This is a genomic window from Halobellus sp. GM3 (assembly GCF_052545375.1).
Window position 1 is genome coordinate 187,389 of the sequence record NZ_JBQWLT010000001.1, and the last position, 26,210, is coordinate 213,598.

Here is a 26,210-nt window from a genome sequence, read left to right on the forward strand (position 1 = left end):
TCCTGTCCCGCGTTGGCTCTTACTCGGCTTCGAGTTCGATCGCCGGGCGGAACGGCACCGCCTGCTTTCTCGCCTCGACGTCCTCGCCCTCCTTTTCGACGGCGATCTCGGCGTCGAACTCCGCCCCGAGGAAGTCGGCGGCGCGCTCGTAGGCGTCCCGTTCGTCGATGCCCGCGAGCGCGTCGAGCTCGTCGTCACCGCGGCCGCGAGCGAACTCGACGAGTTCGGAGACGAGGTCGTTGACGGCGTTCCCGCGCTCGCGGAGGTCGGGATTCTGCATCACTTCGCCCATCACCGCCCCCTGGTCTGCACCCAGCTCCGCGACCGTCGCGAACACCTCCTGCTTCCAGTCGGCGGCCACCGTGACGCGAATGCGGTCGGGGTCGGCCTCGGGGACGTCCTCCTCGGCGTTCTGCAGCGACTGCCGAATGCCTTGGATGTCGTCGACGAGCCGCTCGACCTGGGTTTCGGCGGCCTCGATGTCCCGGTCGAGTAGTTCGTCGTCGACCGCGGGCCACGGCGCGTCCTCGGCTGGCGTGCCCGTCAGCCGCTCGTGGAGCTCGTTCGTCAGGAACGGCACGAACGGCGCGAGCAGACGCAGGCGGGTCTCGAGCGCCTCCCGGAGGGTCCACCTCGCCGCGGGACGCGACAGGTCGGTCCGCCGGCGGTACCACCGGAGGTCCTCCTCGAAGTCGTAGAATGCGGCCTGACTCGCGGTTCTGGTCTCCGAGCCCTCCATCGCCTCGGTGACCGTCGAGACGGTGCGCTGCAGGCGCGACAGCAGCCAGCGGTCCTCGGTCGCCGGCTCCGGCCGTTCCTCGGGGCCGGGGTTCTCGATGACGTCCCGCGCCCGGTTCCAGAACCGCTCCAGTTGGTCCCGGACCGAGGCGACCTGCTCGGCCCGCCAGTCGTAGTCCTGCCACGGCTCCGCGGAGTTGAGGAGGAAAAAGCGCACGGTGTCGGCGCCGTACTCCTCGATCGCCTTCCCGGGGAGGACGACGTGGCCCTTCGAGGAGGACATCTTCTCGCCCTCGAGCAGACCCATCCCCATGATGACGATCCCCTCGGGCCACTGCGCCTCCTCGAACAGCTCCGCGTGGTGGAACAGATAGAACGTCAGGTGATTCGAGATGAGGTCGTTCGCGGAGAACCGGTAGGTCACCGGGTACCAGTAGCGCCACTCCGCGCGCAGTTCCAGCGCCCGCTCGTCGGTGTCGTCGACGGCGTCGGGGCCGTAAAAGAGCGCGTCGAAGAAGTCGCGGTCGAGGTCCTCGGTGGGGATCTCCTGCAGTCGGTGGGCGATCGTGTAGTACGCCATGTAGATCGTCGAGTCCGACAGCGGCTCGATGACGAACTCGTCGTCCCACGGCAGCCGGGTCCCGAGCCCGTAGTTCCGGATGCACGGCCACTCGTTCAGCCAGTCGATGGTGTGATCGTACTCGCCGCGGGTGTTCTCGGGGATCGCCTCCATCTTCGCGACGACGTCGTGGGCCTTCCGCTTCCAGGCCTCGTCGTTGTAGCGCAGGAACCACGTGTCCTGCTCGGCGACGACGACGTCGCCGCCGCAGCGGCAGACGACCTCCTCTGAGAACTCCCGCATCGTTCCGAACGCCCCCTCCTCGCGGTAGGCGTCGCGGAACCGACCTCGAACGTCCTCGACGATCTCGCCGGCGAACTCGCCGTACTCGTCGTTGAGCGTCCCCCGGTGGAACTCGCTGTTGTACAGCTCCTTGGTCGCCTCCTCGAGCGCCGGATCGGCGCTGGACTCGATCCCTGCCTCCTCGACGGCGGTCTCCGCGGGGATCTCGCCGTAGCCCTCGATCGCGAGGATCGGGATCGGCTCGATGGCGTCGACGTCTGCGGGATCGATCCCGTACTCGGCCATTCGCTCGTCGTCGGCCTTCGCCTCCCGCAGCGCGACGTAGTCGTCCGGCGAGTGGGCCGGCACCGACATCACGACGCCGGTGGCGTTCTCGGCGTCGACGAAGTCGGCGGGGAGCACGAGGACCTCCTCGCCGGTGATCGGGTTCGCGACGCGCTCGCCGACGAGGTGCTCGCCGGCGACCGTGCGCTTCGGCGTGACCTCGTGGCCCTGTAGCTGGAGCTTCTCGACGGCCGCCGCGGAGACGAACCACTCCTCGCCGTCGACGTCGGCGATCACGTAGTCGGCGTCGGGGTCGATGTAGGCGTTCGTCACGCCGCGGACCGTCTCGGGGCGCAGCGTCGCCATCGGGACGACCGTGTCGCCGTGGCCGAAGCGGACCAGCGTGTACTCTTGGAACTCCGCCTCTTCGCCCTCCAGCAGATCGTGCGTCGTGACCGGCTGTTTCTCGTTGGTGCAGTACTTGACGGGGTGGAGCCCCTTCTCCAGCAGGCCGCGATCGCGGAGCGTCTCGTACTGCCAAGTGATGAACTTCGAGTACCGCTCGTCGTTGGTGGTGAACTCCCGCCGCCAGTCGATCGAGAGCCCGAGGTCTTTCATCCCCTTCTTGTAGTGCTGCTCGATGAAGTGGCGGGCGTAGCCCATCGGGGTCTCGAGGTCCTCGAGGGTGCCCTCGGCGACGTTGTAGGTGTCGCGGAGGACCGAGAGCTGGTCTTCTTCGCCCTTCTTCAGGCGCTCGACCGCACCGATGATCGGCGTGCCGGTGACGTGCCAGGCGATCGGAAAGAGAACGTTGTCGCCGCGCTGTCGCCGGTACCGCGCGTAGACGTCGGGGACGGTGTAGGTCCGGGCGTGACCGATGTGCATCCCGCCGCTGGGGTAGGGATACGGGACGGTGATGAAGGTGGCGTCGTCGGCCGCCGCGTCGACAGCGTCGCTCGCGTCCGCCGTCTCGGCGTCCGCTCCGTCGACGGGGTCGGCCTCGTAGCGACCCCCTTCGGCCCACCGCTCCCGCCAGCGCGCTTCGAGTTCCTGCGGGTCGTATTCCATATCTACCCTCTAACGATCCCACGGTAAAATAGCTCCTAACTCCGCCGGCGCCCGCCTGTCCCGTCCGTGCTCGCCGTCGAGCGTCGCTCCCGAAAGGACAACGCTAAGGCCGCCGCCGGGCCGCCTACGAGTATGCACGCAGACGCGGTCGTCCTCGACATCGATGGCGTCCTCCTCGACGTCGCCGACTCCTACCGGCGCGCGATCGTGGAGTCCGTCGAGCGACTGTACGACCGGACGATAGACCGCGACGACGTCCAGCGGTTCAAGGACGCGGGCGGCTTCAACAACGACTGGGACGTGACGTACGCCGCGGCGCTGTACGTCCTCGCTGACGACCGCGAGCCGATCGCGCTGTCGGCGTTCGCCGAACGTATCGAATCCGACGGCGGCGGTCTCGACGCCGCCGAGTCGGTCGCGGCCGCGCACCTCGACGCCGACGACCTGTCGGCCGTCCGCGACGCGTGGGACCGAGACGGACTTCGAGCGGCCTTTCAGGCGCTGTACCTCGGCGCGGAGCTCTACCGCGACCTCGAAGGCGGCGACCCGCCGTTCGAGGCGGCGGGGTACATCCACGACGAACCCGTGCTGGTCGATCGGGAGACGCTCGACGCGCTCGAAGCGAACGCGTCGGTCGGGATCCTCACCGGTCGCCCGGCGGCGGAGGCCGACATCGCGCTCGATCGCGTCGGCCTCTCGGTGCCCGACGACCACCGGTTCACGATGGACGACTGGGAGCAGGGCAAGCCGCACCCCCGCGCGCTGACGACGCTCGCCGAACGCTTCGACGCCGAGCGCGTCGCCTTCGCGGGCGACACCCTCGACGACGTGAAGACGGCGGTCAACGCCGCGGCCGCGGACCCCTCGCGGGCCTACGACGGAATCGGCGTCCTCACCGGCGGACTGACGGGCGAATCCGGGCGCGAAGCGTTCGAGTCCGCCGGCGCGCGGGCCGTCGTCGACTCCGTGAACGACCTCCCGGCGCTGCTCTTCGCGTGAGGTATCGATCGAGATGAGCGACGTCCGATCGGACTTCCTCCGGTTCGTCGCGGTCGTGTTCGCGGTCGACGTGCTCGGGCTCGGACTGTGGCAGGTACTCCCGCCGGAGACGTCGATCCGGACCGCCGTCCTCTTCGGGACGCTCGTCGTCGCCCCGCTTCTCGGATTCCTCCTCGTGTACGCTCCGGCGGCGTCTGAAGCCGGATAGGGGGCGAACCGGGGTCGAGCCGCGGCGTGACGTCGCGCAACGCTTTACCGCGTCCCCGTCCGAGCCCGGGGTATGCGAATCGCCCTGCTCGGCGGTACCGGCGACCTCGGACGGGGGCTCGCGCTCCGATTCGGGTTCCACACGGACCACGACGTCGTGGTCGGATCCCGCGACCCCGACCGCGCGCACGAGGCGGCCGACGCGTACGAGTCGACCCTGCACGACCACGGTCGCGAGCGGAAGATCACCGGCTTCGAGAACGCGATGGCGACCGACCGCGCCGACGTCGTCGTGCTCGCAGTCCCGCCGTATCACGTCGCCGACGCCGTCGAGGCCGTCTCCGGGACCCTCGATTCAGACGACGTCGTCGTCTCCCCGGCCGCGGGGATGCGCCGGGACGAGTCGGGCGCGCACGCCCACCCGCCGAGCGCGGGGAGCGTGACCGCCCTCGCCGCCGACGCCGCCCCGGACGACGTCCCGGTCGTCGGCGCGTTCCACGGGCTCGCGGCCGGACGCCTCGCCGCCCTCGGCGCCGACCTCGGTATCGACACGCTGCTCGTCGGCGACGACGAGCGGGCGAAAGAGGTCGTCTCCGGGATCGTCGAAGACGTCGACGGCCTCCGCGCGCTCGACGCCGGCGGTCTCGCGAACGCCGCCGAGGTCGAGTCGCTGACGCCGCTCCTGCTCAACGTCGCCCGCCACGCCGACGGCTTGCACGACCCCGGTGTGTCGTTCCGGTAGGCGGGGTCTCCCGCTGTCCCGTCGACGCCTATAGGTCTCCGTTTTCGTCTGCCGCTCCGTTCTCACCGGTCGCCTCCCCGTCGCTCTCGCCGTTCTCGGCTTCGGCGTCTTCCCCGTTCTCCTCGTCTTCTTCCTCCGCCCCGTTCTCGCCGTCACCGCCGCCTCCGTTCGCTTCGAGGGCGTCCCACTCGACGGTCCCCTCGCTGACGATGGCGTCGGGGTCGAGGGCCGGATCGGTCAGCGTCGTCCGAGCCAGTTCGACCGGTCCCGCCCGCGGTTCGGGGAGGGCCTCCGGGTCCGACGTCTCGAAGGGCGCCTCGGTGACGTCGCCGACGACGACGCGCATCGCCATCCCGAACCCCTCGTGCGGCGAACAGAGGAGGTCGTAGACGCCCGGGGTCTCGAAGGCGTACAGCCACGTGTCGGGCACCGGTCCCCCGGCGCTCTCGTCGCCACCGCCGGGGGCTTCGTTCGTCTCCTCGTCGGTCTCGTCGGCCCCGTCCCCGTCGGCCCCGGTGGCGCTCTCCTCCGGCGGTCCCATCTCGGCCGGCGGCTCGATCTGATCGCCCGGGATCGACTCGGGGCGCCAGCCGAGCAGCGGCGAGGAGAACGCCGTGACGCCCGTCGGAACGCGTCGCTGCATTCCGAAGGCGGGGTGGTACGAAACGACGTTGTGATCGGGCGTCCGAAACACGAACTTCACCACGTCGCCGGGCTGGACGTGGAGGCCGGTCGGCTGAAAGAAGAAGTCGGCCGGCCGCTCGGGGTTCGTGGGGGGGCCGCGGATCAGCGTTTCGACGGTGTGAGCCGCGTTCGTGCCGTCGGTTTCCTCGCCGTCGGAGTCCCCCTCGACCCCGCTGTCGTCGTCGGGTTCGTCGACCGGTTCGTCGTCCTGTTGGGCCACCGCGGTGCCGCCGGCCATCGACAGCGCCGCGCCGGCACCGAGCACTTTCATCAGCGGTCTGCGCCGCGAACGGAGCGGGTCGTCGGAGCGGAGTGATTCGTCGGTTGGCATTGCCTGTGGAGGTACTCGATCGGCGCAAATTGTTATGCGCGTGTTAGCGCGATCCGCGGCAAATACGTCGGCTCAGGCGATTTCGCGGATCGTCTCTCCCGTCGGGATAGCCGAAATTACTCCTCGCGTGTGGCGGCTTACCGCGCGACGGCGTCGGCGTCGTGACGCGGTCGCGCGCCGAGATCCGAGCGGGCGCCGCCGACGTACTGTCGCCTTACGGCGGCCGGCTCGTTCGGCGTACGGATCCGACTCGCAGCCGTCGCGCGACCGCGACAAATTTATGGTAAGAGTTAACACAAAACATTGTGTACCGAGGGATAATGGGCGGGCGTCGGTCCTTCGTCTGTCGGGACTGCGGCTCTCGCGTTTCGCCGGGGTCCTTCCACGCCAGATGTCCCGAGTGCGACGGCGGCCTCGGCGTTTTCGACGCTGTGCAGGGCGACGAGCGGTAGGTGCCGGATGCCCGAGACCGGCTTATAGTAGCGTTTGCAACTGATTGCACATCCGACCGCACGACGTCGTGCGGTCGAGTGTGTACAGACTTGCAAACGCTACTATAATTCGGCTCACTTGCGGTTGATTCGGCCGAAACCCGGAGACAACTGACCAGCGAATTTAACTCCTCTCAGGAGCGTACTCCCGGGCGTGCTATCGAATCGCCGCGCGCTGGCCGCTGTCGCCGTCGCGCTCCTTTTGACGACGAGCGGGTGTATCGGATTTCTGACCGGGGACGAGGCGCTCACGTTCGCGGCGGATCCGGCCGCCGTCGACGACACCGCGGTGGAGGAGGCGGGCTACGAACTGAACGACACGCGAACCGTCGCGGTGAACCGGACCTTCGAGGTCGCCGGCCAGGAGCGCGAGGTCGTCGCCTCGAACGAACTCACCTCCTACGACAAGGAGTTCGATCTCGGCCCGCTGGGTGAGGCGCAGCTCGGGCTCTTCACCGTGGTCTCGACGCCCGCCGTCGAAATCGCCGGCCGAACGCTCAACCCGATCGGGAGCTACTCGAACGCGCGCCTCGTCGAGTTCGTCCAGCAGCGCTACTCCGGGATGAGCGACATCGAGAGAGTGAGCGAGCAGAACATCACCGTTCAGGGGACCCAGACCACGGTCACGAAGTTCTCCGCGACGGCGACCGTCGAGGGGCAGGAGGTCGACGTCTTCATCCACGTGACGAAGTACCGCGACGGCGACGATTTCATCCTCGCACTCGGCGTCTACCCGCAGCAACTCAGTGGCGAGGAGGAGAACGTCCTCTCGATGATGCGCGCGATCGAACACCCGGCCTCCGAGTGACGACCCGCTACGACGCTGGTCTCCGAGTGACGGGCTGACCCAACACTGTTTCACGCCGCGGCGGCGAGTCGCTCGCTCCCGAACAACGCTTTTGGTCCCGCTCCGAGTGTGTGGCCTATGCGACGCACTCGAGTGCTCGGCATCGGACTCACCGCCCTCGCCGTCGTCGGGTACGCGATCGGTATCGCGGCGCCGTACCCGGGCCGGTCGGCGAGTATCGTCGGGGTGATGGTCGGCGTGACGCTCTACGCCGTGGGATACGACACGGGTGGGTCGGCGTCGTGATCACCGCGCTCGTCTACGACGTCGGCACGGTCGAACACCGGACGATCGACGGCGAGTCGGATCTCGCGGCGGCGCGCGAGGCGCCCGGGACCACGTGGGTCCGCGTGAGTTCGCCGACCCAAGAGGAGGTCCGACTCGTCTCGGAGGCGTTCTCGCTGCACCCGCTCGAAATCGAAGACGTACGGGGCGGCGTGCGACCGAAGACCGAGGAGTTCGAGGGGCACACCTTCGTCCTCGTGAAGACCGTCGCGCTCAAACGCGGCGAGACGACGTTCGACGAGGAGGTACAGACGCAGCCGATCGGCCTGTTTCTCGGTGACGGGTGGCTGGTGACGGTGACCGTCGAGGACGAGCGCGTCCCGGTCGTCTCCGACGTCTGGCAGTCCGTCGAGAATCAGGAGGGCCGGACGCTGAAACAGGGTCCGGACTTCGCCGCGTACCGCGTCATCGATCACACTGTCGACGACTACTTCGATCTGCTCGACAGCCTCGGCGACACCATCGAGGAGATTGAGGAGGCGATCCTCTCGACGCCGGACAGCGAGCTCATCGAGGGGCTGAACGCCGTTCGGCGTGACCTCCTGTCTTTCCGCAAGGTCGTCTGGCCGATGCGCGAGGCACTCAGCGTGCTCGCACGAGGGGAGATCGAGGAGATCAGCGAATCCACAGAGAAGTACTACCGCGACGTCTACGACCACCTCGTCGAGATCGTCGACCTCACCGAGACGTACCGCGATCTCACTCGCGGCACGCGAGACATCTACCTGAACGTCGTCTCCCAGTCGACGAACGAGGTGATGAAGCGACTCACCGTCGTCGCGACGATCTTCATCCCGCTGACGTTCGTCGTCGGCGTCTACGGGATGAACTTCGGCGAACACGCGACCAACCTCCCCGAACTGTTCTGGCCCTACGCCTATCCCGCCGTCATCGTCGGGATGAGTCTCGTCACCGCGATCCTACTCGTCCACTTCCGTAAAGAGGGCTGGATCTGACTTCGTCGCGCTTGCACGCCGTCGCGAACTCGACCGCACGACGGCGTGCGGTCGGACGGACAATCAGGCGCACACGCTACGCTCTCTCCGCTGTTCGGAACGGGACCATCCGGTACGGAACATATATATATCCTTGAAATCGCCGCTCTCGCCCGTGACAGATGCCGAATACGTGTCCGCTGACCCCTCTTGGTCACGAATACTGACTAATTGTTACATAGGAACATTTAAATACTGCGCGCACTTACTGATTGTAAGGTCAGTCCGGGCCGGCTCTCTTATTCTTCGCCGGTCGCGGACGAGCCCCCTCCCATCATGAGTGACACACGCACCAGAGAGCACGTCGAGAGCGGGTACGCGACACACACAGGCGACACTGTCGACGAGCACACACGCGAGGCACAGGCGGACGAACGGCGGACGACGGATGGACCGCGAACGAGCGAAACACAGCAGGACGAGGCGACCCGCGAGGAGCGGCAGGTCTGTCCGGAGTGCGGCGGCACGCTCGTCACCGACGAGACGCACGGCGAGACGGTCTGTGCGGACTGCGGGCTCGTCGTCGACGAGGACTCGATCGACCGCGGGCCCGAGTGGCGCGCCTTCGACAGCGCCGAGCGCGATCAGAAGTCCCGCGTGGGCGCGCCCACGACGAACCTGATGCACGACAAGGGGCTGTCGACCAACATCGGCTGGCAGAACAAAGACGCCTACGGCAACTCCCTGTCGTCGCGCCAGCGCGAACAGATGCAGCGGCTCCGCACGTGGAACGAGCGCTTCCGGACCCGAGACTCGAAGGAGCGCAACCTCAAGCAGGCGCTCGGCGAGATCGACCGGATGGCCTCCGCGCTCGGCCTCCCAGAGACCGTCCGCGAGACCGCCTCGGTCATCTACCGCCGCGCGCTCGACGAGGATCTCCTGCCCGGACGCTCCATCGAGGGCGTCGCGACCGCGGCGCTGTACGCCGCGGCCAGACAGGCCGGAACCCCGCGCTCGCTCGATGAGATCGAGCGCGTCTCGCGCGTCGACAAGATGGAGCTGACTCGGACGTACCGGTACGTCGTCCGCGAGCTCAAACTGGAAGTCGAGCCGGCCGATCCCGAGCAGTACGTCCCGCGGTTCGCCTCTGATCTCGGCCTCTCCGACGAGGCCGAGCGGACGGCGCGGGAACTCCTTCGCAACGCGAAGCGCGCCGCGATCCACTCGGGGAAGTCGCCGGTGGGCCTCGCCGCCGCCGCGGTCTACGCCGCCGCGCTCCTCACCAACGAGAAGGTGACACAGAGCCAAGTCAGCGATGTCGCCGACGTCTCCGAGGTGACGATCCGGAACCGCTACAAGGAGCTCCTCGAAGCCGACGCCGAGGTCATCGCCTGAGACTGATTGTTCTCAGTAGGTACCGGTGACCGCCACCGACGGGGCGTGCGATCGGCGGCGGCTTGTCGCCCCCGTCGGCGGACACGGCCCGGTGTCTCACACACCCGACGGCCGCACGCGCTCGCCTGATCTCTGGTCGCGCACTAACTTTTATTGGCGTCCCCAGAGTCTGTCCGGGTATGGTCGAAGCGTTTGTCCGGCTGCTGTGTCCCGAGTGCGGGAAAGACTGGCAATCGGAGCCGACGTCGCTGCCGGGCCATCGAGAGAACTACACCTGTTCGTCCTGCGGGGCGACCCGTCGACTCGCGGAGTTTATGCGGACCGAACGCGACCTCGACGCGCTCAAACAGTTCGAGTGATCCCCTGAATCCGGCGAGAACGACTGTTTCGAGACACTCGTCCCACGCGGTGACCACGTTCTATACCGTTCGGGCGACCGACGCCACAACTCCGAGGACCGTTTGTCGAGCGTGTCACACCTCCGGGACCGTCGAGAGCGCGCCGCAGGCGTCACATTTCAGCACTGTCGTCCCGTGCTCGTCGGTGAGCCGAGTATCGGGCGAACCGCACTCGCTGCACGTCACGAACCCCTCGACGTAGGACGCGAGCGCGTCGGCGACGCGGCGCTGCTTGAAATCGCCGGTGAACCGCGCGCGCCCCCGGTCGTCGATCCGGGCGCTGGTGCCGAGCGCCGACTGTATGACTCCGAGGAGGTGGTCCGGATCCCGCGCGAGCCGGTCGTGCGTCGCTGCGAAGTTCTCCCAGACGGTAGCGTGTCCCTCCGTTCGGAGCGCGGGATCGGGAACCGCGAACCGATCGCCGCCCTCCGTGATGTCCGGTGACTGCTCGAGCGCACGTTCGAGTTGTTCGTCGTACTCCATACACGGGGCCGTATAGCGCGCGCGAGCTAAAACGTTCAGGACACCGCGCGGTTCGCTCCGAACGATCACGACCCACCCGGATCTCCCCCCCGCAGTCGGCGGAATCCTTCATCATTGAAGACACTGATTCGGCTGATTCGGGGCGTTTCACCCCCAAATTCGACAGGTCCGTGTTAACGAGACTCAGGATAGTAATATATCCTTCCAGTCTTAAGTCAGCCTTGCTTATGAAAAAGCAGGAGCTTATCCACCTTCACGGCCTGCTTGCAGAGGTTCACACCCAGGTCGAATCGTGGGAGGACGAAGACGTATCGCTGGAAGCGTACAACGAACTCGGCGTCCGGCCGACATCGATCCACAAATCGAAGACAGACCACAAGGCCGCCGTTTTTAAACTGATCAAGGGAATCACCGCGTCGCTCGACGAAGCCGAACAGGACCGCGTCGCGGCGACCGCCGACTGAATCGACGACTTTGCCGCATCCTCCCGAACGTGACGCCCGTGAGCGGCTGCGCTACAGCGGACGCGATCGCCCGACCCCGAACCACGCGAACGCTCGCGTAGCTGTTGGAAACGCACCCGGTGAGTGGTTGTTCCGAACCGGTGTGGTGTGTTACTCCTCTATCGTAGCGTTTGCACGTCTTCGCTCATCAGATCGCACGACTGCGTGCGATCGAATGCGCACTCAGTTGCAAACGCTACTATAGCTGACCGCTTTCGCGCTCGTCCCGTTCCTCCTCGGGGCGCGCCAGCAACTCCTCGCGGTAGCCCGCGATGACTCCGACGACGGCCTCTGCGTCCGCCGCCGGCACGTCGAAGGAGTCGAGGCTGTCGGTGAGGTGGTCGAGCGCGCGCTCGATGTGGGACTCGGTGAACGGGACGTGCAAGTGCGCCTCGCGCACCGGCTCGGCGTCGTACGTTTCCGGCCCGCCGGCCGCCTCACACAGGAAGTCCGTCTGCGTTCGCCGGAGGCGGTCGACGTCGGCGTCGGAAAAGAACGGCGCCAGGGTCTCGTCGTCGAGGAGGCGGTCGTAGAAGTCGTCGACGACGGCGCGGATCCCGTCGCGCTCTCCGAGTCGTTCGTACAGCGTTGGTTGCGTCATACCGGCCGATCGAACTCGAAGCACACGAGCCTATCGACTGCCGCGCGAGGATATCCCCTGACCATATCGTCAGCCTCCAGCTGCGCCGAAAGCGCCGTCTCAGCCGTCCTCGACGAGATCGTCGAATTCGGGGATGAGGTCGTCCCCGGAGCCGTCGCCGGACGTCTCAGCCGAGTTGTCCGCCTCGGACTCGGGGTCCGGTGTCTCTCCGTCGCCGCCGGCCTCCGTCGACCCGTCGGCCTCCTCGATCGGTTCGACCGAGAGTATCTTCAGCGGGACGTTCTCGAGGCGCTGGCCGATCTCCTTGCGCGCGATCCGGGAGGCGTGTTCCTCCTGCTCGACGTTGAAGACCGTCATCTCGAGTTCGAGGGCGACGAGCGCCTCGTCGGCCGCGATGAACGCCGGGGCGAGCGCCTCGCCGTCGGGCGAGGTGCGCGATCCCATCGAGATCTCGACGTAGCTCAGGTCCGGATTCAGCATCTCGCCCGTCTTCGAGATGGCGATGCGGATCGCTTCGTCCGGCGTCGACACGTCGTACACCGGGATGGCAGCCTCGACGACGACTCTGCAATCCATACGAGGAGATACGGTCGCCGGCGGCATCAAAGGTTCGCCCGTCGCGCCCGTTCGGATCAGTCGCCGCCCCGCGCTCGCAGGTAATGGAAGAGGTACGTCTGTGCGTAGCCGGCGTACTCGCCGCCGAGGCGCTCGCGGAGCGCGCGCGAGGTCTCCGCGTAGCCCCCGCGGTCGCAGTCGGGGAAGTGGTCGGCGATGGCCCCGCGGATCCACGTGTCGAGCGGGACCGCTTCGAGGAAGCCGAGCGAGAACAGCAGCACGCAGTCTGCGACCTTGTCGCCGACGCCGACGAAGCGCGTCAGGGACGCCCGCGCGTCCTCGTATGGGAGCGAGGCGGCCTCGCTCGGGTGCGCTTCGCCCTCGGCGATCATCTCGGCCGTCCGCCGGACGTACGGCGCGCGGTAGCCGAGCTTGAGGTCTCGGAGGGCGGCCTCGCTCTGGGCGGCCAGCCGCTCGGGCCGCGGGAAGGCGTGGAGCGTCTCCCCGTCGACCGCGTAGCGCTCGCCGAACTCCCGGGCGAGCGCCGTCTGCATCCCGTGGATCCGCGAGACGCGCATCTGCGCCGAACAGATGAACGAGACCAGACAGGGAAACGGCGGGTCGCGGACCAGCCGCATCCCCCGGTACGCGTCGGTCGCCCGTGCGAAGAGGTCGTCGTCAGGGATCGCGGCGTAGACCGCGTCGAGGTCGTCGTCGAGGCGGAGCAGGTGCGTCAACAGCGGGACGGCATCGGTCGTCGCCTCCCACTCCAGCGCTCCCTCGCGCTGGCGAACGCGAACGAGGACCTCCTCGTCGGTGACGCCGTCGATCGGCCGGGCGACGGTCCGATACCACGCGCCGCCGCCGTGGACGTCCATCGACTCGTACATCCGGCCGTCGGCGCGGTCCCACAGGTACGACTGGCCGCTCTCCAGCGTCGACTGCAGGTCGAACGGCCCGGCAAGCGCCGAGAGGTCGATCGCCCCGGACTCGAGTGACTCGAACGTGTGAGCCGCGTCGGCGTCGGCCGGGGGGCCGGTATCGGCTCCGCCCGTCCGACCGGGGTCTGACGTCATCGGCTATCCCGACGAGCCCGCCTCGTATGCCGGTTTCGCTTCGCGTCCTCGGCGCCGATCAGCGGTTCCGGCTGACCGGGAACTTCACCCGGTCCGGCTCCTCGTTGAAGCGCGCGAGAATCCGCTCATAGAGCGCGTTCCTGTTCCGCGTCACCTGTCGGGAGCGGGCGAGAAATCGCAGCCGGAGCTCGACCCAAGACTCCTGTTGCACGACGTTCACGGTCGGCCCCTCCCGAACGTCGAGGTCGACGGCCGTCCGGTCGAGGTGGCTCCGATACGTCTGTACGCCGCGGCGCATCTCCTCGCCGAGGACCTCGGTGGCTTCCTCGATCATCGTCTCGCGGGCGAACTCGAGGTCGGTCTCGTAGGCCACCTGCACCGCTACCTCGCTCCAGACGAACTCGAAGAGCGCCGTGTCGTTGACGACCTGCGAGGAGAGCACCTCGGCGTTCGGGACCGTGACGACTCGGCCCGAGGGCTGTCCCGAGGTGACGAGCCGTCCGCCGACCTCCCACAGGGTCGTGGTGAGAAAGCCCACCTCGATGACGTCGCCGCGGATGGTCGCGATCTCCACCCGATCGCCCACGCCGTAGGGTCGCTTCAGGGCGATGTAGAACCAGCCGATGAGCGAGAGCAGCGGTTGCTGGAGCGCGAAGGTGACCGCGAAGCCGACGACCCCGAGCGAGAGGAGGACGCCGAGCCACTGCTCTGTGAGGACGCCCGCGACGCCGGTCAACGCGATCGCACCGAAGACGAGGCGGAGGACGTTCCGCGCGTCGTGGATCCGGCGCTTGTTGGAGATCCGCGCGGCGAGAACCGACTCGACGATCAGATACGCGCCGACTGTCGCAGCGAGCACCGCGGTCGTGACGAGCCCGCGAACGAGCTGCGGCTGAACCGACCCGTCTCCGACCGCGATGTCGGCGAACAGCCCGTTCGAGTTCACGACGGAGGCGGCGACGACGAGGGCGGCGGCGGCCGCGAGCGAGACGTATCCGACGGATCGACGTACCACGTTCGGCCGTGGTCGGGGGGCGACAAAAAACGGCCGGCTTCGTCCGTCTGAGGCGGCGATGGTCTCTCAGGCGGCGGCGGTCGCCCAGTTGGCGATCAGTTCCGGATGTGCTCGTCCGTTAGCCGCGCGAGACGCTCGGCGAGGTCGTCGTCGAAGGCCGCCTCGGTGCACCGCCACGCCCAGTTGCCCCTCGCGGTCCCGGGGCGGTTGAACCGCGCGTGCTCGTCGAGGCCGAGGACGTCCTGCATCGTCGTCAGGGCGATCACGGCGTCCGAGCGCCAGACGGCCTCGATCATCGACCAGTGGATCTCCGAGCCGTCGGCGCCGATGTTGTACTGCAGGCAGTCGCGTTGCGCCGGCGGCAGCGACTCGTAGTAGCCGACGAGCGTGTTCGTGTCGTGCGTCGAGGTGTACCCGACGCTGGATTCGGGGTAGTGCATCGGCTGGTACATGTCTCCCTCCCGGCACCAGTCGGCGTAGTGGGGGACTCGCATCGACGGGAACCCGAAGCGCTCGCGGAGGTCGACGACCCCCCGATCGACGAACCCGAGGTCCTCGACGAGGAACGGCAGCTCACCGAAACGGTCGGCGACGGCCTCGAAGAAGTCGTACCCCGGAGCGTCGCGCCACTCGCCGGCGGCCGGGTCGTCGGCGTCGGCCGGAATCGCCCAGTACTCGTCGAAGCCCTTGAAGTGGTCGATGCGGGTCACGTCGACGAGGTCGAGGAGCCGACCGATCCGGGCGAGCCACCACTCGTAACCGTCCGCCCGGAGCGACTCCCAGTCGTAGACCGGGTTCCCCCAGCGCTGGCCGTCGTCGCCCGGGTTCGGCGGGACGCCCGCCACCGCGGCGGGGGCGTGATCGTCGGTCAGGTCAAACACCTCGGGGTTCGCCCAGACGTCGGCGCTGTCGAGCGCGACGTAGATCGGGAGGTCGCCGACGAGGGCGATCCCCCGCTCCCCGGCGTCGCGCCGCAGGTCGTGCCACTGCCGGTCGAAGACGAACTGGACGAACTCGCGGTAGGCGACCTCCGCGGCCAGCTCCTCGCGATGCGCCGCGAGCGCGTCGGGGTCGCGCTGCCTGACCGGCTCCGGCCACGACGTCCACGCGCCGTCGTATCGAGTCCGCAGCGCCATAAACAGCGCGTAGTCGTCGAGCCACGCCGACTCGCGCTCGCGGAACGCCGCGAACGCCTCGCGGTCGGCGTCGGCTTCGCGCTCGCCCCCGACATCACCCTCGCGGAAGCGTTCGGCGGCCTCGCGGAGCTTCTCGGTCTTGTACTCGCGGACGCGGTCGTAGTCGACTTCGTGCGCCGTCCCAATCTCGCGCGCCGAACCGTCGGCCCCGCCGCAGAGGTCCGACTCCTCGAGGTAGCCGTCGTCGACGAGCCGATCGAGGCTGACGAGCAGGGGGTTCCCGGCGAACGCGGAGTACGACTGATAGGGCGAGTCGCCGTGGACGGACGCGGTCGGCCCGATCGGGCAGAACTGCCAGTAGGACTGCTCCGCCGCGTCGAGCCACGCAAGGAACGCGCGAGCGCCGTCGCCGAGGTCGCCGATGCCGTGCGGCCCGGGCAACGACGTGAGGTGGAGGAAGACGCCGGCCCGTCGATCGAACTGCATACCCGATCCACCCGGAGCGGACAGTTAAGGGTGTGGTCGGCGCCCATCCCTCGGAGACGACGGCGTCGGGGGCGACACCCGTCCAGCGACAAACCGCACATAATTAACACGGCGCACCCCGTCTACTGGGGCGTGCATCCGAAGACGGTCCTCATCACCGGCTGTTCGTCCGGCATCGGTCGCGCTACGGCGCTCGCCTTCCTCGAGGAGGACTGGTGCGTCTACGCGACGGCCCGAAACCCCGCCGACATCGAGACGCTCGGCGAGAGGGGCTGTCACATCGCGACGCTCGACGTCACCGACGAGGACGACGTCGAGCGAGTGGTCGACCGGATCATCGACGAGGAGGGACACATCTCCTGTCTCGTCAACAACGCCGGGTACGGACAGTTGGGCCCGCTCGAGGACGTTCCCACGTCGAAGGTCCACCGGCAGTTCGACGTGAACGTGTACGGTCCCCACCGGTTACTCCGCGCGGTCCTGCCGCACATGCGCGCCCAGGAGGAGGGGACGATCGTGAACGTCTCCAGCGCGGCCGGGCGCGTCTCGTTCCCGGGCGGCGGCGTCTACGCGGGCTCGAAGTTCGCGCTGGAGGCGATGAGCGACGCGCTCCGCAACGAGGTCGACGAGTACGGCGTCGACGTCGTCCTCGTCGAACCGGGCCCGGTGGAGACGAGCTTCTCCGACCGCGCCGAGCGCGAGGTCAACGGCGACGACGCGAATGGACGCGGCGCGGGCGGCGTGGACACCGAAAACGACGCTGACGACGACAGCAACGCCGACAACGGTATCTCGGGACTGGACCGATCCGGGGCCTACGAGTCGTTCTACGAACTGTTCTCGGAGACGCAACTGATCGGCGGCGGCGGGCTCGGTGCGATCTCCGCCGAGCGCGTCGCCGAGGACATCGTCGACGCCGCCTCCTCGACGAAGCCCCCGGCGCGATACGTTCCGGGGACCGTCGCGCGCGTCGCAACGCTGGCTCGACACCTCCCCGCGCGGTGGCTCGACACCGGCTACCGGTTCCTCAGAAAGCTGTAGTCGGGCGTCCGAGACGCCGCTATTCTAGGCACGCGGCGACGACGCGGAGCGCCTGCTCGCCGCGGACCTCCTCGGCGAGGAGCGGCACGCGCTTGACGTCGCGGCCGCGGAACAGCTCTGTCGCCCGGCCGATGGCGTCCTGCTGGACCCGCCAGCGTCGCTGACAGAACTCACAGTGTTCCAGATCCGGCGAGACCACCCAGCGGTCGTCGACGTCGGCGCCCGTCACGTCGGCGAGGTCTTCCATCACCCGATTGACCACGAGCGTCTGAACGGGGATGCCGTAGCCGTCGAGTCGCTCGACCAACCGTTCGGTTTCGACGACGCTCATCTCTTCGGGGATCATCACGACGCGGAAGTCCGTCTTCGCCGGATCGCGCAGAACCGCCCGGAGGCGTTCGATGCGCCCGCGGAGTTCGTCGAGGTCGGGCGCCGCGGCGCCGTCTGTGCCCATCCCGAACATCCCTTTGACGCCCTCCATCATCCCCGAGAACTGCTGGCGCAGCTTCGTGATTCGCCCGAGCATCGTGTCCATCAGCTCCGGGAGTTCAAGCAGCCGGAGCGTGTGCCCGGTCGGCGCCGTGTCGACGACGACTCGATCGAACCGCGGATCGTCGAGGTACGCGAGCAGCTGCTGCATCGCGGCCGCCTCGTCCGCGCCGGGCATCGATCCGGGGCCCATCGCGCCGCCGAGGAGCTCTTCCATCCCGCCGAGGTCGCCGAACGGCGACGCCCCGTTGTCGCCGCCCGACGGCCCCGAATCGAAGGGGTTCTCGCCGATGTCGGCGTCCGGATCGAAGCCCCCGGCGCCGTCGCTCGGTCCCGCCGTCCTGCCCGGACCGCCGGCGAACGGTCCGCCCACGACCGCGTCGGGATCGATCTCGGCGGCGTACAGCGGCAGCTCGTCTCTGATTTGCGTCGGCTCCGACGGCACGTCGACCCCGAGGGTGTCCGACAGCGAGTGGGCGGGGTCGGTCGAGACGACGAGCGTGGCGGTCCCGGCAGCGGCAGACGCGAGCGCCGTCGCGGCCGCCATCGTGGTCTTTCCGACGCCGCCCTTGCCGCCGTAGAGGACGTAATCGGGGGCGTCGATCCGGTCGGGGAGACCGACCGAATCGTCGGTCGTTTCGGTCTCGTCGGCGTCGTCAACGTCGGGGCCGCCGCCGCTCGCGTCCTCGACGGGCTCGACGTCGATCGCGTGGTCGTGCGCCTCCTCGTCGTCGGGGGGATCCGTCGCTTCCCGCCGCTCGTCACGTTCGACGGCGTCTGTAGTGTCGATATCGGAATTCGGCATACGGGCCACGATGGGTCGGGGACTTGTGTACTTCTCGGTCGTCGGACCGTCGGTCCCGCCCCCGTTCATCGCTCCGCGAAATACGCCGCGAGCCGCCCTGCGGCCTCCTCCGCGCGGTCGGTACAGAGCGCGAACCGGATCCACTCGCTGTAGGCGTCGCCGAAGGCCTCGCCGGGCATCCCCGCGACGCCCGCCTCGTCGATCAGTCGCTCGACGTGTTCCATCGTCCCGGGGAAGCCCTCGAAGCGCGCCAGCACGTAGAACGCGCCGTCCGGCGTGGTGTAGTCCGCGCCCGCGGTGTCGAGCGCGTCGGTGAAGGCCCGGACGCGTTGCTCGAGCGTCTCGCGGACGGACTCGTAGTACGACGGCGGCGTCTCTCGAAGGGCCCTCGAGACGGCCGCCTGCGCGGGGCGGCTGCCGGCGACGTTGACGAGCATATGCCGCGTCTTCGCGCCCTCGACGAGCGCCTCGGGGAAGACTCCGTAGCCGACGCGGAAGCCCGTTATCCCCAGCGACTTCGAGAACGCCGTGGTCACGATGACGTTCTCGCGGTCGAGCGTGAGCGCGCTCTCGAAGCGGCCGGAGAAGTCGAAGTGGTCGTACACCTCGTCGACGACGAGGACCGCGTCGCTCGCGGCCGCGATATCCGCCAGTTCCGCGATGGCCTCGCGCTCGTAGACGGCCCCCGTAGGGTTGTTCGGCGTGTTGATCACGATTGCCGCGGTCGCCGCGCTGGCGGCCGCGCGCATCCCGTCGACGTCGACGTGTCCGTCCTCGCGGACCGGGACGCGTGTCACACGTCCGCCGAGCATCGCCGCTTTGCCGGGGTAGTACGGGTACGCCGGGTCCGTCAGGAGAAACTCCACTCCGGAACCGTCCTGTCCGGACCCTATCGTCGCCGACGACGCGCCCGCCGTTCGCTCGCGGTCGATCGCCGCCGCCATCGCGAGGTAGTTCGCCTCGCCAGCGCCGTTGGTGACGATGACGCGCGACTCGTCGACGTTCCGCCGCGCGGCGATCTCCTCGCGGAGCGACCTGAGCCCCTCGGACGGCGGGTACTGGAAGTCTCGCGGGTCGCCGTCGGCGTACGCGTGCAGGCCGTCTCGGAGCGCCTCGGGCGGCTCCCAATCGGGGTGGCCCGAGACCATATCGACGACGTCGCGGTCGGCCCCGACCGCGTACTGGATGACGCGCTGAAAGAGCGGTTCGTCGTACGCGTCGTCGGCGCCGTCGCCGACTGATCCGGTGTCGCACGCGTCGCTCGCGGTGGCGTCAACGCGCTCTCGGTCTGCCGCGTCGGCGCTCCCCGTATCAGTCCCCTCGGCGTCCTCCCCGTCACTCATCTCGTCTGCGGCGACGGCCGGCGACACCGTGTGTCTTTCGCCGCTGGGAGGCGATATCGAGTGACCACGTCGCTCGCCGGATCGCCCCGTCGCTCGTCGGAGCGGGACTTTTGGCGTCGGCGCCCGTCGGGGCGTCTATGCGCGAGTTCGCTTCCGACCCGCCGGTCGAGGTCCGCGTCGGCGACGCCCTCCGGGAGGCAGACGCGACCGTCGCCGTCGCCGAGTCCTGCACCGGCGGCCTGATCGGGTCGCTTCTGACCGACGTGCCCGGCTCCTCGGCGTACTTCGACCGGTCGCTCGTCACGTACTCCTACGACGCGAAGCTCACCGCGCTCGGCGTCGCGCGGGAGTCACTGGACGACCACGGCGCCGTCTCGGAGCCGGTCGCCGGCGAGATGGCCGCCGGCGTCCGCGACGTCTCGGGGACGGACTGGGGCGTCGCAACGACCGGCATCGCCGGCCCAGAGGGGGGGACGGCCGAGAAACCGGTCGGGACGGTCTACATCGGCCTCGCACACCGCGGCGAGTGGGGGACGGGCGAGTCCTACACCCGCGTCGAGCGTCACGAGTTCGACGGCGATCGGCGACAGATCAAAGAGCAGATCGCGCGGCGGGCGCTGGAGACGCTCGCGACGGCCCTCGGTGAGCGCGAGTGACGGCGCAGGGACACTCTTGATAGCGAACAGTCGGCACCCGCTCGCGCCGACGCCCTCGCCGGCGCCGTCGCTGTCGTCTTCCGCGTCGACGTGCCGAGCAACCGCGACTCGACGCGGGGTCGCGTTCAGATCACGCGGGTGTTGCCCCCGGCTTCGTATATGAACCCGTGGGCGATGCGACCGTTTCGTGGATGCGTCCAGTCGATCTCGGCATCGACTGGCTGTCCCATCACCCGTCCGGTCCGGTTCCTCGCGGGCGACTGATCGGTCCCGGGCGTCGTCACTGTCGTATGACCTGCCCCGGGCGTCGTCACTTCCGTATCGACGGCGGGCCCCGCCTGCGTCGAGACACAACGTTTGTAGGGCCCCCGGTCACAGTCACGCCCGATGAACAAAGACGGGCACGTACTGAACGGGGCACTGCTGGCGATCGGGCTTGGGTTCATTCTCTCGATCGATCCCACGGCGGGTCCCGTCGTCGGCGGCGCGAACGGCGCCGTCAGCGTCGGCGCCGTGGCTGGAGTCGCCGGCGACGTCGCGGAGATGGTCGTGGCGCTGTCGCTTCCGGTCATCCTCGGGTCACTGTTCCCGGACGTCGACACCGCGTTCGGCCGGCACCGAAAGACGCTGCACAACCTCCCGGTGCTCGGGATTTTCGTCGTGTTCCCGTACCTCTTCGGGAACCTCCAGTTCGTCTGGATCGGCGTCGCGACGCACTATCTCCTCGACATGGTCGGCTCGAAGCGCGGGATCGCGCTCTTCTACCCGTTCTCGTCGACCGAGTACGACCTTCCGACGGGCGTGGCGACCTCGAGCGGTTGGGCAAGGAAAGTGACTGTCGTGGTGACGGCGATGGAGCTCCTCGTGTTGATGGTCGTCCACAACTACGTCTTCGCGCTCGACACGTCGCTGACCGAGGCGGCGAGTATGATCCGAACGGTGATTGGCGCCTGAATCGGATTATCGGACCAGTAGATAGCTTCTCGCCGTCCCGTCCGGCGAGTCGATGCGGACGTTCGATGGCCCCTCTGAGCGGGCGGTCGCCCCGGCGAGGTTCCCGACGGGCTTTTAGGAATCCCCGAAGTACACGGCGCCATGCAGGTAGTCACGCTGGGTCCCGCGGGAACGTATTCGCATCGAGCAGCCCGGGCGGTCGACGATGACGTCGTGTTCCGCGAGTCGGTCTCGGCGATCGTCACCGCGGTCGACGCCGGCGAGTTCGAGCGCGGCGTCGTCCCCATCGAAAACAGCATCGAGGGGAGCGTCACGGAGACGCTCGATTCGATCGCGAACGCGGACATCGCAGTCACCCAAGAGATCGTTACGCCTATCCGCCACGCGCTGCTCGCGCAGTCGCCGAACTTCGATACGGTCGCCTCCCACTCGCAGGCGCTCGCGCAGTGTCGGTCCTACCTCGAACGCGAGTACCCCAACGCCGAGTTGGAACCCGTCACGAGCACTGCCCGGGGCGTCGAATACGCGCGAGAGAACGCGAACGTCGCCGGCATCGGCCACCCCGACAACGCCGGTGACGACCTCACGGTGATCGCCGAGGACATCCAAGACCGCTCCTCGAACGCGACGCGATTCTTCGTCATCGCGCCGCTCACGGAGCGCGCCGAGGGCGGCGGCAAGTCGACGATCGTCGTCTACCCGAACACGAACTACCCGGGGCTCCTGCTCGAACTGCTCGAGGCGTTCGCCGAGCGCAACATCAACCTCTCGCGGATCGAATCGCGCCCCAGCGGGAACCGCCTCGGCGATTACCTCTTCCATCTCGATTTCGAGGCCGGACTCTACGAGGACCGCGCGCAGGCCGCCCTCGACGACGTCGAGGCGATCGCAGAAAACGGCTGGGTGAAACGGCTCGGATCGTACGATAAGCGACACGTCCTGTATTAGTCCGAATGGCGGTGTCGGCGCGTCTCGCGTGCGATCTGCGAGCATAGTTCCAGCTCACTTTATGGTCTCAGCCGTCTATTCTGTACGTTGGTGAGTATTCAATGATGAAGCGTTCCCCCAGTTTCGACGAGTTCGACGACCTGTTCGCCCGAATGTCCCGACAGCTCGAAGAGATGAGCCGACAGTTCGACGCACCCCGTCCGTTCGGTCACGAGACGGCGATCGACCTCCGCGAGGATTCGGAGTCGTTCGTCGCCGTCGTCGACCTCCCGGGATTCGACCGCGAGGACATCGACCTGTCGGTGGCCGACCGACTCCTGACGATCGAAGCCGTCCGCGAGGAGTCTACGGACACCGGGAACGAACACGGGAGTGAGGAACACTACGTTCGCCGCGAGCGTCGCTCGGACTCGGTCCGACGGTCGCTCCGACTCCCGGCGGATGTCCGCGCTGACGACGCCTCGGCGACGTACAACAACGGTGTCCTCACCGTGATCCTCCCGAAGCTGCTCGTCGAGGACGACGAGGCGTCCCACCACATCGACGTCGAATAGGCGTCGACGAGGCGTTCACACCGATTCCCGGGCCACATAGAGCGTCTCGCCGCCCGCGAGCGACTCGGTCGAACACGGGACCGCCGGCGCGTCGTATCCGAGCGTGGTGAAGAGGAAGTCGGCGCCGACGGCGCGGGCGACGGCCGCCGCCGGCCGGTGGAGTTCCGGCGGGAGGTTCAGCCCGTAGAGGAGATCCGCGCGGTAGCCCGAACCCGGATCGTCCCGCTCGCTCGCCGCGACCACGTCGTCGAGTACGAACGTGACCGATGGATGGAGGTCGACGTCCTCGATTTCACGGACGTCGAAAACGTCCGTGGCGGTGACTGACGTCCCCGCATCGGCGAGGCCGGCGGCGACCGCTGGGCGGCGTCCGATCCCGATCTCTACGGCGGTCTCGTAGCTCGAAAAACGGGCGACGAGGGCGGCCTCACGGGCGGTTCTCACGGCGGGATATTTATCAATCCGCCCCGCTTAAGCCCTTCTATGCTCGTCGACATCGTGCCGATCGGGGATCTCCCCGCGCAGGTCAAACGGGAGGCGTCCGCTGCGCTCCGGGGAGTGTACGACTGCGACGTCACGGTACAGGAGGAACAGTCGATCCCCGACGGCGCGTTCGACCGGAGCCGGAACCAGTACCGCGCCGAGCAGTTCATCGAACTGGCCAGCCGGGTCGGCACGGGCGAGAAGAACATCGGCATCACCGCACAGGACCTGTATTACCGGCGCCGGAACTACGTGTTCGGGCTCGCGTACCTGAACGGCAACGGCTCCGTGATCTCCACGCACCGCCTCCATACCTCCTCGGACGGCGGCATCACCTCGAAACCCCAATCGGAGGTGTTCTCCGATCGCATCCGCAAGGAGGTCGTCCACGAGATCGGCCACACGCTCGGGCTCGAACACTGCGACAACAGCAAGTGTGTGATGTCCTTCTCACCGACGGTCCGCGAGGTCGACGTCAAAGAGGAGAACCTCTGCGGGACGTGTAGTCAGTTACTGTACTGAGATCGGTTGTTGCCACTGTACTGAGATCGGTTTCGTCGCCTCGCTACCACCGTCTCGCTGTTCTGCACAAATTACTAAGCGACCGTGAACGTAGTTCAGTAGGTGATGCAGTATCTTGTCGCCGTCGACGGTTCGGAGTCGAGTACCGAGGCGCTCGAATACGCGATCGACCTCGCCTCGCAGACCGACGCGTCCCTGCTCGTCGCGTACGCCGTCGAACCCCGGGTACTCGTCGAAGAGACCGGGGAGGAAGCGCCGACGAACGCCGAGGTGGGCCAGCGGATCTACACCGAGGACATCGACGTGGCCGAGACGCGCGGGGAGGAAGTGCTTGACGACGCCCGCGAGCGGGCCGAGCGCGCGGACGTCGCGGTCGAGACGACGCTGCTCTACGGGAGCCCCGTCGACAGCGTCGCCGAGTACGCCGAGAGCGAGGCCGTCGACGGGATCTTCGTCGGCCACCGCGGCCTGTCGGACCGCGTCGAGGGGATGGTCGGTAGCGTCGCGAAGGGGCTCGTCAGGCACGCGACAGTCCCGGTGACCGTCGTGAAGTGATGCTCGAACTCGACGGCACCGACGGCGGCGGACAGCTCGTCCGAACCGCACTGACGCTCTCGGCCCTCGACGGCGTGCCGTTTCGGATGGAGAACGTCCGGGGCGATCGACCGAACCCCGGACTGAAGCGCCAGCACCGCACCTGCGTGGAACTGCTCGCGACGCTCGCCGACGCCGACGTTTCAGGTGCCGATGTCGGCTCGGAGACGCTCGTCTTCGAGCCGAACGGACCGACCGTCGACGGCCTCGATGTCGGGGCAGCTTCCGACTCGGCGACCCTCGATTTCGACGTCGGAACCGCCGGGAGCGTCACGCTCGTGGCCGACACCGTGCTCCCGCTCGCGGCGCGGTTGGAGTCACCCGTTCGGGTCCGGCTCGCCGGCGGCACCGACGTGAAGTGGTCGCCGCCGACCGACTACCTCCGCTCGGTCAAGCTTCCGCTCCTTCGATCCTGTGGCCTCGATGCCGCGGTCGACGTGACACGACGCGGCTTTTACCCCGCTGGCGGCGGGGGACTCGTCGTCGATGTCCGTCCGTCGGCTATCTCGCCGCTCGAGCTCCCGGCACGCGGCTCCGTGGGCGACTGGGACTGGACCGTTCACGCCGTCGCGTCGGCGGCGCTCGAAGACGCCGACGTCGCCGACAGGATGGCCGAATCGGCCGCCGCCGAACTCTCGGATCGGGCGACGGCCGAGGATATCGCGGCGAGCGTGGCGTACGGCGAGTCCCGCTCGCCGGGCGGCGTCGTGACGATCGTCGCGGAACGGCCGGATCGCGACGCCGCGATTGGACCCGCTCACGGCGAATCTAAGGACGTCCGTCACGACCCGCGCGGCATCGCCGGATTCGCCGCCTACGCAGCGCGCGGCGTCCCGTCCGAGGACGTCGCGTCCGAGGCCGTCGATGCCGCGGTCCGCTGGTGTGATACCGACGCGCCCGTCGACGCCCACCTCGGCGATCAGCTCGTGGTGTGGCTCGCCCTCGCGGGCGGTCGCGCCCGCGTCCCGCGCGTGACCGATCACGTCCGCACGAACGTCGACCTCGTTCGCGCGTTCGGATACGACGTGTCGATCGAGGGCGACGTGGAGATCGAGGGACCTAGTTCAGGAGGGTCGGAGGCGACGCTCTCCGCACCGGTGCCGTCGTAGTGCGATTCCGTCGGTCACCGACTTGTTTTCGGTATCGATACTCGTATTCGCCTCTTCAGCGACGACCGCCGCCGGGACGATCGGACACCGGTTCGATACCACATCGGAGAGCCGCTCTGATCCGGATTTGCCCGCTCTGCACCGGAGTCGACCGCCCTCGCTCGCGGTCCGGCCGGTACCTCGGAGGATCCCACAACCAAACACAGCCATCTGGTATCGAATATGATAATTGGAACAGTAGATATAATTGTCCGTTCAGCGATTCTGTGAATATGGGAGCAAACGAATCGTCGTACGCGGAAACGAGCGTTCACGCCGGTTCGCTACTCATCGCCCTCGGAGTCGGGATCTGGATGCTCCACTACGCCGTCGGGGTGTTCACCGGCTGGGGCTGGGCGGCGGCCATCGGGAGCCTCTGGATCGTGCTGGGATCGTTGTTCCTGTTCTCCGACATCCGCGTCTACCAGTTCGACCGCTCGCCGATGGAGCAACTACTGGCCGAACACGAAGAGCGGTGACTGGGTCGTCTGCGGCTGTTTTCGTCGCTTCCCGTCCGTCGATATCTCGCCCTCGTAGCTGAGATAACTCTGGCGAGCGAATGGTGCTGACAC

The 26,210-nt window shown here is 67.9% G+C and carries 29 protein-coding genes; 18 read left to right on the forward strand and 11 right to left on the reverse strand.

Annotation, left to right across the window (positions count from 1 at the left end; all coding sequences use genetic code 11):
• Positions 1-19 precede the first annotated feature (19 nt).
• Positions 20-2,932 carry a leucine--tRNA ligase gene (gene leuS, locus ACT3HL_RS00950; protein ID WP_445084929.1) on the reverse strand — a complete coding sequence of 971 codons (2,913 nt, stop codon included), beginning with the start codon at positions 2,930-2,932 and terminating at the stop codon, positions 20-22.
• Between the two features lie 132 nt (positions 2,933-3,064).
• Here leuS and ACT3HL_RS00955 point away from each other — a divergent pair, with 132 nt between their 5' ends.
• From ACT3HL_RS00955 to npdG, 3 genes are all read left to right on the forward strand, one after another.
• Positions 3,065-3,931 (forward strand): TIGR01548 family HAD-type hydrolase, encoded by an 867-nt coding sequence (locus ACT3HL_RS00955; protein WP_445084930.1) that lies wholly within the window; start codon positions 3,065-3,067, stop codon positions 3,929-3,931.
• Positions 3,932-3,944: 13 nt separating this feature from the next.
• Positions 3,945-4,139 (forward strand): DUF7534 family protein, encoded by a 195-nt coding sequence (locus ACT3HL_RS00960; protein WP_445084931.1) that lies wholly within the window; start codon positions 3,945-3,947, stop codon positions 4,137-4,139.
• 72 nt (positions 4,140-4,211) lie between these two features.
• Positions 4,212-4,880, forward strand: a complete 669-nt coding sequence (npdG, locus tag ACT3HL_RS00965; RefSeq protein ID WP_445084932.1) for an NADPH-dependent F420 reductase — start codon at positions 4,212-4,214, stop codon at positions 4,878-4,880.
• Between the two features lie 28 nt (positions 4,881-4,908).
• Here the strand turns inward: npdG and ACT3HL_RS00970 are convergent, their stop codons facing one another.
• Positions 4,909-5,895: a plastocyanin/azurin family copper-binding protein gene (locus ACT3HL_RS00970; protein ID WP_445084933.1), complete on the reverse strand. Its 987-nt coding sequence runs from the start codon at positions 5,893-5,895 to the stop codon at positions 4,909-4,911.
• Between the two features lie 645 nt (positions 5,896-6,540).
• Between ACT3HL_RS00970 and ACT3HL_RS00975 the strand changes: the two genes are divergently transcribed.
• The 5 genes from ACT3HL_RS00975 to ACT3HL_RS00995 all read left to right on the forward strand — a co-directional run bounded on the left by ACT3HL_RS00975 (position 6,541) and on the right by ACT3HL_RS00995 (position 10,207).
• A complete protein-coding gene (locus ACT3HL_RS00975; RefSeq protein ID WP_445084934.1) occupies positions 6,541-7,194 on the forward strand; it encodes a DUF6517 family protein in 654 nt (217 codons plus the stop codon).
• Between the two features lie 117 nt (positions 7,195-7,311).
• Entirely contained in the window at positions 7,312-7,479 is a 168-nt protein-coding gene (locus ACT3HL_RS00980; protein ID WP_445084935.1) for a hypothetical protein, read from the forward strand.
• A complete protein-coding gene (corA, locus tag ACT3HL_RS00985; protein WP_445084936.1) occupies positions 7,476-8,474 on the forward strand; it encodes a magnesium/cobalt transporter CorA in 999 nt (332 codons plus the stop codon). Before ACT3HL_RS00980 ends, corA begins: the two co-directional genes overlap by 4 nt.
• A 315-nt stretch (positions 8,475-8,789) precedes the next feature.
• Entirely contained in the window at positions 8,790-9,848 is a 1,059-nt protein-coding gene (locus tag ACT3HL_RS00990) for a transcription initiation factor IIB (protein ID WP_445084937.1), read from the forward strand.
• Positions 9,849-10,027: 179 nt separating this feature from the next.
• Positions 10,028-10,207, forward strand: coding sequence for a DUF7836 family putative zinc-binding protein (locus ACT3HL_RS00995; RefSeq protein WP_445084938.1), 180 nt, complete (start codon positions 10,028-10,030; stop codon positions 10,205-10,207).
• Between the two features lie 114 nt (positions 10,208-10,321).
• On the opposite strand, the gene ACT3HL_RS01000 is transcribed toward ACT3HL_RS00995, so the two are convergent.
• Complete coding sequence (locus tag ACT3HL_RS01000) at positions 10,322-10,729, reverse strand: translation initiation factor IF-2 subunit beta (RefSeq protein WP_445084939.1); 408 nt, start codon at positions 10,727-10,729, stop codon at positions 10,322-10,324.
• 227 nt (positions 10,730-10,956) lie between these two features.
• Between ACT3HL_RS01000 and ACT3HL_RS01005 the strand changes: the two genes are divergently transcribed.
• Entirely contained in the window at positions 10,957-11,193 is a 237-nt protein-coding gene (locus ACT3HL_RS01005) for a UPF0058 family protein (RefSeq protein ID WP_445084940.1), read from the forward strand.
• A 238-nt stretch (positions 11,194-11,431) separates the two neighbouring features.
• On the opposite strand, the gene ACT3HL_RS01010 is transcribed toward ACT3HL_RS01005, so the two are convergent.
• The 5 genes from ACT3HL_RS01010 to malQ all read right to left on the reverse strand — a co-directional run bounded on the left by ACT3HL_RS01010 (position 11,432) and on the right by malQ (position 16,101).
• On the reverse strand, positions 11,432-11,833 hold the full coding sequence (locus tag ACT3HL_RS01010) for a globin domain-containing protein (protein WP_445084941.1): 402 nt from the start codon (positions 11,831-11,833) through the stop codon (positions 11,432-11,434).
• A 99-nt stretch (positions 11,834-11,932) separates the two neighbouring features.
• Complete coding sequence (locus tag ACT3HL_RS01015) at positions 11,933-12,409, reverse strand: DUF555 domain-containing protein (protein WP_445084942.1); 477 nt, start codon at positions 12,407-12,409, stop codon at positions 11,933-11,935.
• 56 nt (positions 12,410-12,465) lie between these two features.
• On the reverse strand, positions 12,466-13,464 hold the full coding sequence (locus tag ACT3HL_RS01020; protein ID WP_445084943.1) for a DNA glycosylase: 999 nt from the start codon (positions 13,462-13,464) through the stop codon (positions 12,466-12,468).
• Between the two features lie 58 nt (positions 13,465-13,522).
• Positions 13,523-14,479 carry a mechanosensitive ion channel domain-containing protein gene (locus ACT3HL_RS01025; protein WP_445084944.1) on the reverse strand — a complete coding sequence of 319 codons (957 nt, stop codon included), beginning with the start codon at positions 14,477-14,479 and terminating at the stop codon, positions 13,523-13,525.
• Positions 14,480-14,574: 95 nt separating this feature from the next.
• Positions 14,575-16,101: a 4-alpha-glucanotransferase gene (gene malQ / locus ACT3HL_RS01030; RefSeq protein WP_445084945.1), complete on the reverse strand. Its 1,527-nt coding sequence runs from the start codon at positions 16,099-16,101 to the stop codon at positions 14,575-14,577.
• A 132-nt stretch (positions 16,102-16,233) separates the two neighbouring features.
• Between malQ and ACT3HL_RS01035 the strand changes: the two genes are divergently transcribed.
• The gene (locus tag ACT3HL_RS01035) at positions 16,234-17,142 is read left to right on the forward strand and encodes an SDR family NAD(P)-dependent oxidoreductase (protein WP_445084946.1); all 909 of its coding nucleotides are present in this window, start codon (positions 16,234-16,236) and stop codon (positions 17,140-17,142) included.
• Between the two features lie 19 nt (positions 17,143-17,161).
• Here ACT3HL_RS01035 and ACT3HL_RS01040 read toward each other — a convergent pair whose 3' ends face one another.
• Entirely contained in the window at positions 17,162-18,436 is a 1,275-nt protein-coding gene (locus ACT3HL_RS01040; protein WP_445084947.1) for a TRC40/GET3/ArsA family transport-energizing ATPase, read from the reverse strand.
• 65 nt (positions 18,437-18,501) lie between these two features.
• Positions 18,502-19,779, reverse strand: a complete 1,278-nt coding sequence (locus tag ACT3HL_RS01045; protein WP_445084948.1) for an aminotransferase class I/II-fold pyridoxal phosphate-dependent enzyme — start codon at positions 19,777-19,779, stop codon at positions 18,502-18,504.
• 137 nt (positions 19,780-19,916) lie between these two features.
• Here ACT3HL_RS01045 and ACT3HL_RS01050 point away from each other — a divergent pair, with 137 nt between their 5' ends.
• The 4 genes from ACT3HL_RS01050 to ACT3HL_RS01065 all read left to right on the forward strand — a co-directional run bounded on the left by ACT3HL_RS01050 (position 19,917) and on the right by ACT3HL_RS01065 (position 22,891).
• Positions 19,917-20,435 carry a nicotinamide-nucleotide amidohydrolase family protein gene (locus tag ACT3HL_RS01050; protein WP_445084949.1) on the forward strand — a complete coding sequence of 173 codons (519 nt, stop codon included), beginning with the start codon at positions 19,917-19,919 and terminating at the stop codon, positions 20,433-20,435.
• A gap of 387 nt (positions 20,436-20,822) precedes the next feature.
• The gene (locus ACT3HL_RS01055) at positions 20,823-21,389 is read left to right on the forward strand and encodes a metal-dependent hydrolase (protein ID WP_445084950.1); all 567 of its coding nucleotides are present in this window, start codon (positions 20,823-20,825) and stop codon (positions 21,387-21,389) included.
• 141 nt (positions 21,390-21,530) lie between these two features.
• Complete coding sequence (gene pheA / locus ACT3HL_RS01060; RefSeq protein ID WP_445084951.1) at positions 21,531-22,337, forward strand: prephenate dehydratase; 807 nt, start codon at positions 21,531-21,533, stop codon at positions 22,335-22,337.
• 101 nt (positions 22,338-22,438) lie between these two features.
• Positions 22,439-22,891, forward strand: coding sequence for an Hsp20 family protein (locus ACT3HL_RS01065; RefSeq protein WP_445084952.1), 453 nt, complete (start codon positions 22,439-22,441; stop codon positions 22,889-22,891).
• Between the two features lie 15 nt (positions 22,892-22,906).
• Here ACT3HL_RS01065 and ACT3HL_RS01070 read toward each other — a convergent pair whose 3' ends face one another.
• On the reverse strand, positions 22,907-23,335 hold the full coding sequence (locus ACT3HL_RS01070; RefSeq protein ID WP_445084953.1) for a UPF0146 family protein: 429 nt from the start codon (positions 23,333-23,335) through the stop codon (positions 22,907-22,909).
• A 39-nt stretch (positions 23,336-23,374) separates the two neighbouring features.
• Between ACT3HL_RS01070 and ACT3HL_RS01075 the strand changes: the two genes are divergently transcribed.
• The 4 genes from ACT3HL_RS01075 to ACT3HL_RS01090 all read left to right on the forward strand — a co-directional run bounded on the left by ACT3HL_RS01075 (position 23,375) and on the right by ACT3HL_RS01090 (position 26,117).
• The gene (locus ACT3HL_RS01075) at positions 23,375-23,896 is read left to right on the forward strand and encodes an archaemetzincin family Zn-dependent metalloprotease (RefSeq protein WP_445084954.1); all 522 of its coding nucleotides are present in this window, start codon (positions 23,375-23,377) and stop codon (positions 23,894-23,896) included.
• Between the two features lie 105 nt (positions 23,897-24,001).
• Positions 24,002-24,451: a universal stress protein gene (locus ACT3HL_RS01080; RefSeq protein WP_445084955.1), complete on the forward strand. Its 450-nt coding sequence runs from the start codon at positions 24,002-24,004 to the stop codon at positions 24,449-24,451.
• Complete coding sequence (gene rtcA / locus ACT3HL_RS01085) at positions 24,451-25,599, forward strand: RNA 3'-terminal phosphate cyclase (protein WP_445084956.1); 1,149 nt, start codon at positions 24,451-24,453, stop codon at positions 25,597-25,599. The genes ACT3HL_RS01080 and rtcA overlap by 1 nt, the downstream gene beginning before the upstream one ends.
• 272 nt (positions 25,600-25,871) lie before the next feature.
• Positions 25,872-26,117, forward strand: a complete 246-nt coding sequence (locus ACT3HL_RS01090) for a hypothetical protein (protein ID WP_445084957.1) — start codon at positions 25,872-25,874, stop codon at positions 26,115-26,117.
• Positions 26,118-26,210 lie beyond the last annotated feature (93 nt).

What these genes read in the sequence shown, in the direction of transcription:
- leuS (WP_445084929.1), bottom strand. Translation starts at nt 2,932, where the DNA reads ATGGAATACGACCCGCAGGAACTCGAAGCGCGCTGGCGGGAGCGGTGG.
- ACT3HL_RS00955 (WP_445084930.1), top strand. Translation starts at nt 3,065, where the DNA reads ATGCACGCAGACGCGGTCGTCCTCGACATCGATGGCGTCCTCCTCGAC.
- ACT3HL_RS00960 (WP_445084931.1), top strand. Translation starts at nt 3,945, where the DNA reads ATGAGCGACGTCCGATCGGACTTCCTCCGGTTCGTCGCGGTCGTGTTC.
- npdG (WP_445084932.1), top strand. Translation starts at nt 4,212, where the DNA reads ATGCGAATCGCCCTGCTCGGCGGTACCGGCGACCTCGGACGGGGGCTC.
- ACT3HL_RS00970 (WP_445084933.1), bottom strand. Translation starts at nt 5,895, where the DNA reads ATGCCAACCGACGAATCACTCCGCTCCGACGACCCGCTCCGTTCGCGG.
- ACT3HL_RS00980 (WP_445084935.1), top strand. Translation starts at nt 7,312, where the DNA reads ATGCGACGCACTCGAGTGCTCGGCATCGGACTCACCGCCCTCGCCGTC.
- ACT3HL_RS00990 (WP_445084937.1), top strand. Translation starts at nt 8,790, where the DNA reads ATGAGTGACACACGCACCAGAGAGCACGTCGAGAGCGGGTACGCGACA.
- ACT3HL_RS00995 (WP_445084938.1), top strand. Translation starts at nt 10,028, where the DNA reads ATGGTCGAAGCGTTTGTCCGGCTGCTGTGTCCCGAGTGCGGGAAAGAC.
- ACT3HL_RS01000 (WP_445084939.1), bottom strand. Translation starts at nt 10,729, where the DNA reads ATGGAGTACGACGAACAACTCGAACGTGCGCTCGAGCAGTCACCGGAC.
- ACT3HL_RS01005 (WP_445084940.1), top strand. Translation starts at nt 10,957, where the DNA reads ATGAAAAAGCAGGAGCTTATCCACCTTCACGGCCTGCTTGCAGAGGTT.
- ACT3HL_RS01010 (WP_445084941.1), bottom strand. Translation starts at nt 11,833, where the DNA reads ATGACGCAACCAACGCTGTACGAACGACTCGGAGAGCGCGACGGGATC.
- ACT3HL_RS01015 (WP_445084942.1), bottom strand. Translation starts at nt 12,409, where the DNA reads ATGGATTGCAGAGTCGTCGTCGAGGCTGCCATCCCGGTGTACGACGTG.
- ACT3HL_RS01020 (WP_445084943.1), bottom strand. Translation starts at nt 13,464, where the DNA reads ATGACGTCAGACCCCGGTCGGACGGGCGGAGCCGATACCGGCCCCCCG.
- malQ (WP_445084945.1), bottom strand. Translation starts at nt 16,101, where the DNA reads ATGCAGTTCGATCGACGGGCCGGCGTCTTCCTCCACCTCACGTCGTTG.
- ACT3HL_RS01040 (WP_445084947.1), bottom strand. Translation starts at nt 18,436, where the DNA reads ATGCCGAATTCCGATATCGACACTACAGACGCCGTCGAACGTGACGAG.
- ACT3HL_RS01045 (WP_445084948.1), bottom strand. Translation starts at nt 19,779, where the DNA reads ATGAGTGACGGGGAGGACGCCGAGGGGACTGATACGGGGAGCGCCGAC.
- ACT3HL_RS01050 (WP_445084949.1), top strand. Translation starts at nt 19,917, where the DNA reads ATGCGCGAGTTCGCTTCCGACCCGCCGGTCGAGGTCCGCGTCGGCGAC.
- ACT3HL_RS01055 (WP_445084950.1), top strand. Translation starts at nt 20,823, where the DNA reads ATGAACAAAGACGGGCACGTACTGAACGGGGCACTGCTGGCGATCGGG.
- pheA (WP_445084951.1), top strand. Translation starts at nt 21,531, where the DNA reads ATGCAGGTAGTCACGCTGGGTCCCGCGGGAACGTATTCGCATCGAGCA.
- ACT3HL_RS01065 (WP_445084952.1), top strand. Translation starts at nt 22,439, where the DNA reads ATGATGAAGCGTTCCCCCAGTTTCGACGAGTTCGACGACCTGTTCGCC.
- ACT3HL_RS01075 (WP_445084954.1), top strand. Translation starts at nt 23,375, where the DNA reads ATGCTCGTCGACATCGTGCCGATCGGGGATCTCCCCGCGCAGGTCAAA.
- ACT3HL_RS01080 (WP_445084955.1), top strand. Translation starts at nt 24,002, where the DNA reads ATGCAGTATCTTGTCGCCGTCGACGGTTCGGAGTCGAGTACCGAGGCG.
- rtcA (WP_445084956.1), top strand. Translation starts at nt 24,451, where the DNA reads ATGCTCGAACTCGACGGCACCGACGGCGGCGGACAGCTCGTCCGAACC.
- ACT3HL_RS01090 (WP_445084957.1), top strand. Translation starts at nt 25,872, where the DNA reads ATGGGAGCAAACGAATCGTCGTACGCGGAAACGAGCGTTCACGCCGGT.